Annotated in this window: 9 protein-coding genes; 2 read left to right on the top strand and 7 right to left on the bottom strand. The window is 48.9% G+C overall.

Translation table 11 applies throughout. The annotated features are described in order from the left end of the window. Positions 1–40: 40 nt before the first annotated feature. Positions 41–1966: an ATP-dependent nuclease gene (locus LP316_RS14475; RefSeq protein ID WP_175223897.1), complete on the top strand. Its 1926-nt coding sequence runs from the start codon at positions 41–43 to the stop codon at positions 1964–1966. Further along, positions 1963–3639, top strand: coding sequence for a UvrD-helicase domain-containing protein (locus LP316_RS14470; protein ID WP_025610717.1), 1677 nt, complete (start codon positions 1963–1965; stop codon positions 3637–3639). Before LP316_RS14475 ends, LP316_RS14470 begins: the two co-directional genes overlap by 4 nt. Positions 3640–3761: 122 nt before the next feature. Here the strand turns inward: LP316_RS14470 and traN are convergent, their stop codons facing one another. The 7 genes from traN to LP316_RS14435 are packed head-to-tail and all read right to left on the bottom strand — an operon-like array spanning position 3762 to position 13531. Continuing rightward, positions 3762–7454 (bottom strand): conjugal transfer protein TraN, encoded by a 3693-nt coding sequence (gene traN / locus LP316_RS14465; RefSeq protein WP_193021832.1) that lies wholly within the window; start codon positions 7452–7454, stop codon positions 3762–3764. A gap of 2 nt (positions 7455–7456) precedes the next feature. Continuing rightward, positions 7457–8485 (bottom strand): TraU family protein, encoded by a 1029-nt coding sequence (locus LP316_RS14460; RefSeq protein WP_193021831.1) that lies wholly within the window; start codon positions 8483–8485, stop codon positions 7457–7459. Further along, positions 8469–9593 (bottom strand): TrbC family F-type conjugative pilus assembly protein, encoded by a 1125-nt coding sequence (locus tag LP316_RS14455; RefSeq protein ID WP_193023914.1) that lies wholly within the window; start codon positions 9591–9593, stop codon positions 8469–8471. Before LP316_RS14455 ends, LP316_RS14460 begins: the two co-directional genes overlap by 17 nt. Positions 9594–9603: 10 nt before the next feature. Next, positions 9604–10116, bottom strand: coding sequence for a S26 family signal peptidase (locus LP316_RS14450; RefSeq protein WP_193021830.1), 513 nt, complete (start codon positions 10114–10116; stop codon positions 9604–9606). Further along, positions 10100–10447: a hypothetical protein gene (locus tag LP316_RS14445; RefSeq protein WP_011788500.1), complete on the bottom strand. Its 348-nt coding sequence runs from the start codon at positions 10445–10447 to the stop codon at positions 10100–10102. The genes LP316_RS14450 and LP316_RS14445 overlap by 17 nt, the downstream gene beginning before the upstream one ends. Further along, entirely contained in the window at positions 10440–12839 is a 2400-nt protein-coding gene (traC, locus tag LP316_RS14440; protein WP_024008831.1) for a type IV secretion system protein TraC, read from the bottom strand. The genes LP316_RS14445 and traC overlap by 8 nt, the downstream gene beginning before the upstream one ends. Continuing rightward, complete coding sequence (locus tag LP316_RS14435; protein WP_001228924.1) at positions 12839–13531, bottom strand: DsbC family protein; 693 nt, start codon at positions 13529–13531, stop codon at positions 12839–12841. The genes traC and LP316_RS14435 overlap by 1 nt, the downstream gene beginning before the upstream one ends. Between the last annotated feature and the right edge of the window lie 216 nt (positions 13532–13747).

Raw genomic sequence — 13747 nt, 5'->3', positions numbered from 1 at the left:
AAGATTTAATTTTTCGGGCCATATGTATTAGGATAAAAGAATGAAACTGCACAGTATTCGGGTTTCAAATTTTCAGAGTTTTGGTGCTGAACCAACAGAACTGACACTGGAAAATATTACCTATCTGATTGGCCCCAACGGGTCAGGCAAGACTGCTGCACTCCAGGCTTTGTGCCGACTGTTTGCATTTGATCCATCATTACGCCGTATTCAGCGCTCAGACTTCCATGTCCCGCACGATGAACAAGAAGCGCCCGAAGAAAGGCAGTTATGGATTGAGGCGGACTTCGTGTTCCCCGAGTTGGAGGATGAAGAAGATAACTCGACCGTTGCTCCCCATTTCAGTCACATGCGCCTTGATGCCCCTGACGGAATTCCTAGGGTACGATATCGCCTAAGTGCCACTATGGGCCTGGATGGGGATATTGATGAGACTTTTGTGTATGTGCTTGAAGCTGGCCCGGATGGTTCGCCTCTAAATCCTCAAACGGTTCCAAGGTCTGAACGAAATCACATACAAGTCCACTATCTGCCCGCAAGAAGAGATCCGACTGACCACATAGCATATGGAACGAACGCGCTGCTTGGCCGCTTGCTACGGGCAGTGAACTGGGAAAATGAACGGGAGGAAGTCAAAGGGTTCACCGACCAGATTAGTGAGAGTTTGGCTGCTAATCCATCGGTCAATGCTTTTAGTGCCCACCTGAAGAAAACATGGGGCACCCTTCATAAAGGCAGCTACTTTACAGATCCCAAGATTACTTTTGTGGCATCTGAGATCGAGGCGTTGCTTCGTCATTTGTCCGTATCATTCTCGCCTGGACATGATGAACATCTTGTCGATTTTTCCAGACTCAGTGACGGCCAGAAGTCGATGCTCTATCTGTCATTGGTTCTTTCATCTCAAGCAATTGGGCGTGCTGTCCTTGCCGGTGAGGACGGCTCTTTTGACCCAGAAAAATTGCGTCCGCCAGTCTTTACTTTGATTGCCCTTGAGGAACCAGAGAACAGCCTCTCGCCTCACTATCTGGGGCGGATTGTCAGCGCTCTGAACTCCATGACGAGCAACGAGGATGCTCAGGCCCTAATCGCTACGCATGCTCCGTCAATGTTACGACGTGTCGATCCGGAACATATTCGATATCTTCGACTTACCGAAACCCGGCAATCAAGAATTACGAAAATCCAATTACCCGCTAAAACCGATGAAGCGCACAAGTTTGTACGCGAGGCTGTCCAGGCATTCCCTGAGATCTACTTCTCACGTTTGGTTGTGTTGGGTGAAGGGGATAGCGAAGAAATTGTACTACCGCGCCTTTTCCAAGCGAAGGGTGCGCCAGTTGATGAGTCAGCGGTTACGATTGCTCCGCTTGGAGGTAGGCATGTCAACCATTTTTGGCGCCTGTTATCAGCACTGCAAATCCCATTTTTGACCCTTCTCGATTTAGATGTGGGCAGATATCAAGCGGGCTGGGGAAGAATAAAGTATGTAAATAACCAACTTGGCTTATATCAACCTGAAAAAGTTCTGCCAAATACTTTTTCTTTATCAGATTGGAATGATGACAAAGTACCTGTTCGTACCCACCATTTCTTTGAAAACGGTACTAAGAGTGTATTTGCAGAGCTGGAAATGCGTGGTGTGTTTTTCTCATTTCCAATGGATTTGGATTTTTCAATGCTCCTTGCTTTCCCAGATGCTTACGGTGTTCAACAGGAAGTTCCGGATGACTCAACGATTAAAGCCGTGTTGGGCAAGAGCCATCATGACCCATCCCAATATAGCTATGACGAGTTAAATCTTTTCTCTACGTATCACAAGCTTTTTAAACTGGGCAGCAAGCCCGCTGCTCATATCGATGCTCTCGCTCAACTAAGCGACGCGGATTTGCTGGCGAACATGCCTGAATCATTTGGACGACTCACTGATGCCGTGATCGCCAAGCTTGCGGAACTGCCCGAGTGATTGCTGTAGATGCATGGCTGCCTTCGGATGGGCTAACGCTTGAACCCAATGCACTGCGGGCTGCGAAGGAACAAGCGCGCTGTCTTGCACTGACGGCGGGGCCGGGCGCGGGCAAGACGGAAATGCTTGCACAAAGAGCTGACTTCCTCCTACGAACCGGAACCTGCCGTTATCCGAAGAGAATACTCGCTATCTCTTTCAAAGTTGACGCCAGCAAAAACTTGAAGGAGCGAATCCAGCGACGCTGTGGACAAGAATTGGCTTCCCGTTTTGATAGCTACACATTTCATGCGTTTGCAAAGCGTATTATTGATCGTTTCCGAGTAGTGCTTACTGGTAATGATGCTCTTGATCTGGATTATTCGATTGGCGAAAGAAAAGTCACAAAAAGGCAAATTACATTTCATGATCTTGTACCGCTAGCAATTCAAATTCTTAAGGCCTCCACTGTCGCAAGAAATGCCATACGCCAAACTTACAGCGATGTTTTCTTGGATGAATTCCAGGACTGCACGGATCAGCAGTATGAACTCGTGAAGGTAGCCTTCCAAGGTACGAGCATTCGTCTCACTGCTGTCGGTGATACCAAGCAGAAAATCATGGGATGGGCAGGTGCATTGGACGGAATTTTCCAAACGTTCGCTAGGGATTTTTCAGCGGTCCCATTAAACATGTACCGAAACTTTCGTTCAAAACCACGCCTGCTTCGGATGCAGAACGAGATAATTCGCGTGCTCGATCCGGCTTCCGTCATGCCTGATCACCAACTTGCTGGTGAAGAGGGAGAGGTCTTCGCGTGGCAATTCGAGAATGCCCAGAGTGAAGCTGAGTACTTGGCCGATTTGATTGCCGGGTGGATAAGAAATGAACAGGTTCCGTTATCCGAAATCGCCGTATTAGTGTCCAAACAACTAGATCTTTACGCCAATCACCTGATGGTGGCATTAGAAGTTAGGGGAATACCGTACCGGAATGAGCAGGAGATGCAGGATATTACTGTCGAACCTGCCGCAAGGCTCGTTGTTGACTATTTGTCCTGTCTCTATGGCCAGCGAGAGCCCAAAGCCTGGATTCGGCTGATGAATCAATTGATTCCCTTTGCCGATGATGAGGTGCAGTCTAGCGTCAGGCAAAATTTCCAAAGCTTCTTCAAGGAACAGCGAAAAATCATAGCCATGGCCGAGTTGTTGGATGAACCGTTTTCAGGATGGTGGGATTCTGTGTGTGGATTTTTGAAGGAAATAGGAATGGAGACTCTTGTTGCTCTCTCGCCTGACTATGAGTCACATGCCAGATTAGGTGAAGTTGTGGGAGATACCAAAGCACGCATTGAAGAATTGCTTGAACTTACCCCCGATTTGCCTCAAGCCTTGACTCGTTTCTCTGATGATCAGGCTGTGCGTATTCTGACTATCCATAAGAGCAAAGGATTGGAGTTCGACTCAACGATAATTATGGCCGTTGAGAACGAAATATTCTTTGGGGATCAAGATGCTAATCGGTGTGCTTTCTTTGTTGGTGTATCCCGTGCCAAACGTCGGCTTGTTCTTACATACGCAAAACAACGCGACAGGCCTCTTAACTATGCAAAAAGATGGGATGTAATTCGAACTCCACAACAGGAATACCTTCAATATGCAGCACAGTTTATTACCGATTTAACGCACATTTAAAAAGTCATTAAACTTGCAAAGCCATAAATCGTCCTCAAAAACGTTCCCTTTACTACATATAATGCAACATCTAGCGCGATGTCAGCTCCAAAATATACTGGAGCTGACAAAGATTTTTTCTTCTAGTTATTCCCCGAAATTTCTTCCGTCGCCTCTTGGCGTAATTTCTGAGCATCCATTCCGTTTAGCCGTTCAATGGCTCTGTCTGCGGCACTTTGACGGTTTCCATCCACGTTTAGCGTACTTCCTGAGCCAGTGAGTCTTTCCAGATCCAGTGACGGTACTTCGGGTAGGTTGCCTGTTATCGACAAGATACCTATCCATTCATCGAGATTGACTTGGCTCCAATCTACCTGGTTTAACTGACTCGCGGTCAAACCTTCACAGTTTGGTGACTTCGCACTGCCCCAACCAAGGCCCAATTGAGGACGTACTTGTTCTTGAATGATCCGTGAAAGCGGCGAAGTAAAGCAGCAATATGACTGCCGTTTTTCAACACAGGCACCTAAGAATTTAGACTTGCAGTAAGAACCTACATAGTGGCAACTCTTCAATACCCGCTTGGCGTTCATTTCAAACTCACTCTGCTCACATTTCCAGATAAGCTGAATGAGGATCATGGTGACTGAATAAATCATGTAGGCCGTCATAACCGTACTCAGAACCGCGCCCGCAGCGCCACCCAGCGCAAAGTTACCACCCGAAACGACACCATCGGCTCCAACTGCGCCACCAACGTTACTAAACAGTGCCGATTGCGCCCCTGAACCAAAGGTCGTACCTACCCATTCAGCCGTTTTGTTGGTCAACACCTGCATGAAGCCAGTCGCAGCTTGCTCCGCTCCCGCGCCAGCAGCCGTTGATGGCCCAGCCCCCATGAGAGAGTCCCATGCAGACACAAAGGGCTCTTTGACCGCACTCCAAGTACTGGTGATTGGTTCCCTGAGCGTATTCCACGAACCATAGATTGCCGAAGACGGATTCATGGCCATGACTGCCGTATCAAGCTTGTTAACCGCTACTATCATCGTGATGTAGTCCGATAACGACACGCCACTTGGCTTTTCACAGCAATCCACTATGCCGCCAACGGCTTTCTTGCACTGGCCAGCATTACCTTTAAAGACCGTACACTCAACGTTGTCTTGGCCATCAGCTCCCGTACATGACATATCATTGGTCATAAACTGCGCCGCATTAAGCATCGCTGCGGCTTCTGCAAAGTTAGCCTGCTTGATTGACTCTGGCTCTAAACAATCAGTGCCCATGCAGCGAACTGGCCCCTCACAGTTGAATTGAGTTTCCATTCGAGCGTTTTGCACTTCAACGCTTTGTCCGCAGTCATACACCAAACTTTGGATATAACAGAAGCCTTCATGACCAGCCCCGCCTTCAGTGCATTCGGTTCTGACATACTGACAGACTGGGTTTTGCTCCAGTGCGGCACACGTATTGGTGGTCGTGTTTTGTCCGTTATTGACGATGGTTTGTGTATTACCATTGGCATCTACCCAGCTATCTGAGCTGCCCATGTTGAACTCAGGATGAGCAGTCGAAGCATTGTAGGTCGCTCTTGCCCTCCAGCATGAGAGCCCCAGTCCATCAGAACTGCCGCGACTGGTTAAATGAGCAGGAGACGAAACAACAGCCGGATAAAGATTTCCAAGATTGGCCAACTCGCCACTACCAACCGTTAACCCGTCGATTCGTTTTGTGCCCGTATCCAAACACTGCCACTGCACCGCAGTGAACTGATCCGTTTGCATCAAGCATTGGTCTATGCCCGGATCACTTGATTGATGAACAACGTCCTGCTCTAAGTATTTGCCGGAGAAGGCCAATGACGCGCTCAGTTTCGCAGGAGCCAAACACTTCTGAACTTCTCGGCTGCAAGTGTCGAAATCGACTTTGTTCCAGCCAGACTCACATCTGGAACGAGTGACTTCCTGGGGTTCATGCCACGAAATAATCGACCCATTGACAACTTTACACAATGAGCCAACCAAGGTTCCTTTTGGACAGGTCATTTCAGGGTATTTAATGGACGGTTTCGTCTCAGTCACCGTTTCCTTGTTGCCCGTCAGTGAGAGTGTCGTTTTCCAACCATTTGCCTTGGACGGCGACTCGGTGATTTTTATCTCAGTATTTTGATTATCAAAAATCTTCAGTGTCGCGTTTCCAGTTTGCATGGTGGTGCTGTGCTGTGGAACAAAACTGATGGTTTCAGAGCTAAAGCAACCGCGCTCAATGGACCAGCTTTGTTGATGGGTTTCAGCGGATACACGTCGCTCTAACTGACACTGAGTAAGCGTGCTGATCTTCTCGCACACCTGGTAATCCGGTACATGCTTGGTTTCAGTAAATGGCGTAATCGTCTGAGTAGGCTCACAAGCCTCAAAACTACTCGGCATAAGATTGGATACCACGCACTTTGGATCGCTGGTTTGTAATCCACAGTCATAGGTATCGGTAAAACGAATGCATTCACCTTTATCATTGGTCTCGGCACATTCTGACGACATGAATCCACAGGAAGGATTCGCTTCAAGCACTTGGCAGGCCTGATTTTCAATCCCCTTATAGCTTTCATCATCCACACTAACTTGTACACGCCGACACAAAGGCGATATGCCAGCCACAGGGCTTGGGGCAAAGTAGGATTCACAAACTGAAACACCATTGACCACCGTACATCCGTTGGTTGAAGACGGCTGATCCGTGCATTGAATGCTGTAGTCTGAAAACTTCGTCGGGATATCCGCTGCTTGTTCGATACAGGACTGTGGTGACCAACTATCATTCATCACCACCTTGGTTGGATCAAAGCGCACCTTGATGCGTGCATAGCCCTCACCACTACCCGTTACCGATACGCGAATTTTGACTGGCACTTCTAAACCGGGCTCTACCGCTTTTAGCTTGGCGGTGAGGTCAGTATTAGGATTGCGTTCCCAACTGGTACTAAGCTCGCAGCGACCTGCCGTTTCTGGTGGAAAATTATTGTTCGGCCCAGACCAGACTTTCTGATCACCAAGCCACACTTGCATGTAGTCATCCCATTTGGCGTACTCAAGTACGGCTGAGGTAATCGCATCGGGATTCACGACTTTGAGTGTGATGGCCTGTTCAAACACTTTACAACGGCCACTCCAGTAGTTGTCGCCAATTCGTCCAATCCAAACTTCAAGACATCCCTCACCACAAGAGCGAAGGTTCATTGGTCCTGAAACATGCTCAATAATGCCTGCCGTGTAATCGTGAGTAATAGTGCAGCTGTTCACCGCTGTATTGAGCCTGTCGCATTGCTGGTAATTTGGGCTACCTTCACCTTGAGACTCACAGCCTGGGAAGCTTTGTGTTAATAGATTTGGGTCAGTTTGAACCGCATCGGTTAATGCCCAAAGCGGATCATTGACCATATCTGGCCGCGACCTGTCTTTGATTTGCTGTAGCGAACGAAACGCCTCACCCGTAGCGCCACTTTCGGATGCCATGCTCTCTTGGCGCTGCGTCCCCAATTGATTCATGCTGGTATCAGAGCCATAAACGCCCGTTAAGACATCCAATGAGCCCTGATCCATACCAGGAAAAAGCTCTTGCAAGTTAATGGACTCATTACCACTGCCATTCGGCACCGACAACGTATTGCCGTTAAGTGCGGGCATCGTCCAGTTTTGCAGTAATTGCTTACCTTCTTGTTGTCCGCTTAAGCCGGATTGGCGCTGCACATCAGCGGCGACACCATGTAGGGGCAAGCACGCCATAGTGATAGATAAAATACCCGCTAACACTCGGGTGAAAAGTGTTGGTTTCATGGTTAACCTCCCGAGTTACAGCAGTCTTGCCAGCGCCACAAAATATAGAGCGCATCTTCACCGGCACCTGGGATTGTTCGCCACTCTCCCCATTTCATGGTGCTTTCACCGATGACATGCGCACTTTCAGTTTCTGGTACAGGGAAGAACATACTCATCTTGTATTGGGATTTCGGCAGCATGGGTTCGATAACAGGTCGGCATAGCGCACTGTTCCCCATTGTTCGCCTTGCAAGACCACGCCTGTGTTGAGCTGCGATTGCACGCGCCGCTAAATGGCTGGTGTTTTCTGCTAATGAGCCAAAGGCTAAGGTATGGCCAGATAACGGATAGAGATGCCCCCAACTGCCAGCACACCAAAACAACTGGTCGATGGGTTTACCAAGCGTTGATGAGGCAGCGTCAGCGGTACAAGCAGATATAGCCAATGGATTGGCAACGGCAGCCGCTTCAGACTGAGTAAAAAAGGCCAGTTCATCGTTCAGCCATGTTGGGTCCAATTCCGACAAATACATCAAGTCAAAGTCCATGTAACCATCGGCATTGCAATTGCCATCCATGAACAAATCGAGCATGACCAAAAGCGGAAAGGCGTAATAATGGTAATGGTAGAAAGCGAGATCACCGGTGTCGTATTCACCCTCGCCATGACCACCTTGCAGTCGTCTATCACCTAACGGTAAACGAATCCCTCCCAGGGAAGGCGAACAACCCGGCGCTCTGACCAGTTCAATCAGACGCGCTGGCTCCCACATGCTGGTAACAATACCTGGCCTTGGCACACCTAAGTTGTCTTCACATAAGCAAAATGACTTGTTTGATGCGCCGCTTGGGACACTGCCAGAGCCAAGTGGAAGACCTGCAACCCGGATAGGAAAAATGCATGACCAGCAAACATCCGTCAGCAACTTGCCGGACAATAACCCCGCGTCTGGGCAGGTCAATTCGGCTTTTGCAGGAATAGATGCGCCCAGGACAAGCATGACAACGAGAGTCCGTATCAGACTATACGTATTATTGAGCTTTTTCATGAACAAGCTCCTTTACTGGAATTTCTTCTATTTCAAACGCGAGCCCCTTTGCTTGAACAAACGATGGGGTGACTTGCAAATCAAAGCGCTGCTTTAGCGAGGCATTGAGAAGGTAAACCGGACTGTCCAATGTCTTTTCGAGCGCATTGAGGCGATTCCAGCCTTGGGCACGGTCGAGCTGCGTGGTGATAAGCGTAATGCGGCGCAGTGTCCTATCTTGCGTCTCAAGCCAATGCGCAACTGCGTCCACTTCTTCAGCGTTCGACGCATTAAACACCACAAGCTGCTGAGTAAACGGCAAGGCTTTTAGCGGGTTAATACGCGTTCCTGCTGGGATCAATGTTCGGCCATTGGCATCCAATAGTGGCCGCTGCATGACGATGGTTGGATCAACCATTCTTATCCGATACTGCGTGGCTTTGGGTAAGTCAGTGAAAGTTTGGCGAGACCAGAAACGCTCAATGGCTTTTTTCTTTAATGCGCCCAGATCAATCGACTGTAAACGCTGCATCGCTACTTGCATCAAATCCGGTTCTAAAATCGAATGAATAGGACCGCGTTGACCCAATGAACCGGTATTGCCTGTTTCAATTTGACGCTGCAACCAGCCCTTGCTGTAAACCCCTAGTGCACTTGCAGTCACCTTGTCATCTTCTATGCGGAAAATGGCAGGCACGCTAGTCACCCGCCAGTGCACAAAGGCTCTCGGATCTATTCGAACCTGAGGAACAGGATCAAGCCCCTTCATCAGCGTATGCCAATCACGGATAGCCGCCCCCAAGGTCTTTCCTTCAGGAATTCCCCGAAACAACACAATAGCGCCGGTAGCACTGGCCTCTTTAAATAGCTGCTTCAGTGAGGAATCCCCCAGTGAAGACGACGCAAATATCAACCATTCATCGTTGTGTTTGAGCGACGCAGGTTGTTCAATCGGTGAAAAAGGCTCGATAAATTCAGATGAACCATCCACAGCACTTTGTAAAATGCTGCGGTTCATTTCGACGATCTTTTTGTCCTCGTCAGACAACGGAAAAGGCTCTTGTGCCCAGGAAACTTGAACCCAAGACAATGGAGCAACCAACAAAAATAAGAGACATAGTCTTTGCATCATCTACCTCCTACCAAAGCGGCCAAGCGCGACCGACAATCTGCTCGCGCTTAACGGCATTCCAATAGCGGGAGTCGAAACTCGTAGCAGCCTCGCCGGAAAACCAATATTCGTTTTCTTGCAGCGTCAATGAGCGGCTAAATTGTGATTCCGCCACACCAAGACGCTGGGCTAATGCCATACCGGTTGAGACTTCAGCACCGTTCACCAGCACATGTTCAGGCGTCACCTTGACTTCATCCCCAGGCATCCCTGTTAGGCGTTTCAGCATACGAGTACCGTCGTGATATAACGGAGCAAGTCCTTTTGAGTGGAAGGCATACAAACCATCCTTAACGGGCTCTTTATTCCATAGGTCAATCAGATACACCGTGGTATCAGGCAGGCAGCGCTCTTGCTGGGTATCAATACCTATTCGGTAGCGCATCATGGCGTAGGTGCCTACCAAGGCCATGATTAACGCAAGAACGGCCAACCGGATGAGATATGGCCGCCAAGGCATTCTTTTACGGAGTATCTGCATGAGACACCTCCTTTGAGCCTACTGGCACAAATATGGAATCATCAGCACCCACCACCGCTTGGGCATCCAGCACGATAAAACCGGCTGCTTTTAGCTTTTCAATTTGCTGATTGGTCTGAAGCAACCTGGATTCGATGTCTTGTTCACTGGCATTGGGGCCCAGTGACAACACCGCCTCCCCAAAATCCACGACTGCAATGGGCGTACTTAACGCCAACTGGCTGTGGATGGGTTCGAGTGTTTTCATTAAGAGCCAGCTGGTCATTAAACCGCTACCAGCAATAGACAAAGTAATAGAGGCCATAAATGGCCAAAGCGTGGACTTATTCATAGCCTCGCTCCTTCAACAACTGAGAGATGGCATCAGCAACAGAAAGGCCTTTGCGCGTTAACTGTTTAATCGCGTTTACATCTTCTGCACGGGACGAGTACAACAGCTTGTGAAACGGATCGACGATGAGGCGGCCGATCCCGGTGCCCATTTCGGTGATAAAGAAAATTTCGGAATAGACACCCGTGACGGTATGAACCGTTTTCAGGTATTCGTAGCCGCCTTCACCTAATGGCAAACGGCCTTCTTTTTTGAGCGCGTTGATGGTTTCGGCTTTTTGGCCAAGCAGGTACATATTGGCCGAGTTTTCAGCGATGGCTTTACCTGTAGGGCTATCGTATAAATCGTTGACCGACTGCGTTACCGTCACAGCACTGCCGCCATATTTTCGAAATCGCCGGTAACCCGTCTCAATGAACTTACCGACATCACCTTGAGTCAGCAGATCCCAGGCTTCGTCGATGAACACAATCTTGCGACGATCCCGCTCACCTAAGTACATCTCCTGTTGGATTTGGTAGATAAGCTGAAGCAACACCACTTGTTGCAGATGCTTACGCCCCTTGAGCTCTTCTAACTCCAGAACGGTGAAACGGTTTTTGAAGCGAATATTGTTGTGACCATTAAAGAAGCGGCCATATTCGCCCTGTGTCGTAAACGGATAGAGCTGCTCACCCACGTCTTGCACACGTCGGTCTTCGTGATTTTTTAAGGCCTCTGCCACATCATCAACCAACATGGCACGACCTTTTTTCTCCCACAGTTCACGGGTCTGACGCTTTAGGTTGGCCATCTGAAAATCGGTTAATGACTGCGTAGGTGCGGCCATTGCGGCCAATAACCCAACCAACACATCCGCTTCTTCGTCATAGTCCTCAACGATTTCAAACGGATTTAAGCAAATGCCACTGTCTCGCCCGAACTGTAAGAACTCACCGTCATAGACTTCACACAGCTTTTCATAAGAGCGGCCAACATCAATCACCCAGCATTGCCCGCCTTCTGATAAGTAGGAGGAGATGATTTCGTTCACCAGGAAAGACTTGCCCGACCCCGATTGCGCCGCTATGCAACAGTTGTAATTACTGCCCGAGTCATAAAGGGACACACTCATGATCTGGCCATTGCGGGAAACAAAGTTAATCACTGGCGTGCCCGTGCCTTTCCAATCTGCAAACAAAGGCAACAAAGGGATCACATGCCGTGTCGCCATGGTCTTGAATCGAAACAAGTCGTTCATCGCCTGGCGATCAGCACCAAATGGCAAAGCATTCAGGAATATGGGCAAACAGAAGTACTTATCTTCCATCAGTTCAAATCCGAGTTCTTTGAAATAGGTTCGAGCATTTGAAACAGAGCTGATCGACGCTTCTTCCGTTGGTGAAAACAGCGTCAAAGTCATATTTGCCCGAATAGGACGATCACCTTCTTGCAAGGCTTCAAAAAGAACATCAAATCCCTTTTTCTTGGCTGCAAGCACCGGCACAAACTTGAGCATTGGGCCATAGGCCTGATTGACCGCCCATTGACGCTTCGTCTCTAGACGAGATCGCATGGCCTCGGCTGAAGGAAAGTGAATGGTGACATTCAGCAAAAAGCTTCCGCGTAAACCGCGACTGCCCGTCATCATATCGCCCGCAAAACTTGCGGCATGACCAAACCAGATCCGTTCAGGCAAGCGCTTAAACGATAAGGTTTTAACTCGGTAATCACCCAACATCAGACCTTGGCTATCCACTTTGATAGCTCGGTCATAATCCAACACTTGCTCTCGAAGTGGTTTATCAGCCTCACTGCGGATTGGTGATGGATTGCGCCAGGAAGCATCTTTTCCCCAGTTAAGCTGAGCACTTAATGCTGCGAGCCAATTTCGGTCGGTCATCTCAGTAACACGAAAACCAACCGTTGCCAGCGCTTGCGAGAAAGAAGCCCGAAGCGCGGATGCTCGACTCAACTCACGCTCCGTCGGTATAGGACTTTCCAAAGGCAATTTGCAGGTGACGATCAGTTGAAAGTTGCGTACCTGAGTTTGGGTTGATTCTTCTATCGGTTGAACCGTGCCCCCATCGAGGAAGTCCGCACGTTTGCGTATCGACGCCCTGAGCAATGGATCGGATTGACGATGGCGTAAGCCCATCATGCGCTGAAGGTCGGTTTGAATATCAGGCGAGGCGTACAGGCCAAATTGCAGCAAAGTGTCTTTTGGCCAGTCGTTGTTAAGTAGAACATTAACCCTGTCTGCAACAGACTCATCACCACCAGGCAATGGGTCACATAGAAAACCAAAGCCAACACTTTGGTCTTCCATGAAAAACAGTTGCTCATCGTCGGAATAGGCCAATACTGGCAAGAGCTCTGAAGCGCGTTGCCCTGAATACAGAGAGGCTTTCATTAACGCCCCTCCAACCAAGCAGAAAGATCATAAGGACGGCCTCGGCTGATGCGACCATCATTGGCAACGATGAAAGGCACACCTTGAATGCCCAGGATTTGAGCCGTCACCAAGGTACGCTGCATTGGTTCTAAGTTGCAGGCATCATCCTGTTCTAGGTTACCAATCCGGCCATTGAGCAATGCATCGGTGGCTGCTTTCTTGTCACGCGCACAGCCAAGCTGGCGAACCTGACGCTCTGAATCAGGACCAAGCACTGGCACAGGGAGAATTTGGAAGGTGTATTCTTTGGTTAACGGTAGGGCTTGTTTCAAAAGCTCATGGCAATGCGGGCACCGGGGGTCAACAAAGACCACCACTTTCTTTTTGCCTTCGCCTAAAGTCAGTGGGTTCAAATCATCCATTTTTAAGCCAAGACGACTTAAGTCCAGCGTGTTACCAGCTTCACGAATTTCTTCGAGGCTAGTAAGCGGCTTTTTCGACCAGGCATCATAGAGCGTGCCATCAATGACGAACCGGCCACTGTCTGACATGAAAACAATACGGCCATTGCTTTCGACCGCTTTCATACCAGTGACAGGTAAAGAAACCATGCCGTCAATTTTGCCAACGGGCGACACTTCAGACACAGGTTCAGCTTGAACCAATGGAGACAGCGCAAGCGCCAGAATAATTGGAGATAGTTTTCGCATGAGGAGTCCTCGTTAATGTAAATCGAGGCTCCAGTCTATGCAGTTGTCCTATGTGGACTCGGTTAGATAGATTGAAGAATTGGATGCCTTGCTAGGGTGCCACTTGTTGTTACGCACTATTAGTTCAGGTATAGCTTTCATTCTGGCAGCCTTACAGGCTTCCCCCAATTCATCTAGTTTATCTAAACCCGCTTTTTCACACTCTGGGTGTTAAAA

Source organism: Thalassotalea sp. LPB0316 (assembly GCF_014898095.1).
Classification (GTDB): Bacteria; Pseudomonadota; Gammaproteobacteria; order Enterobacterales; family Alteromonadaceae; genus Thalassotalea_G.
Note: the sequence above shows the minus strand (reverse complement) of the source record. Positions and strands in the feature narration are given on the sequence as shown.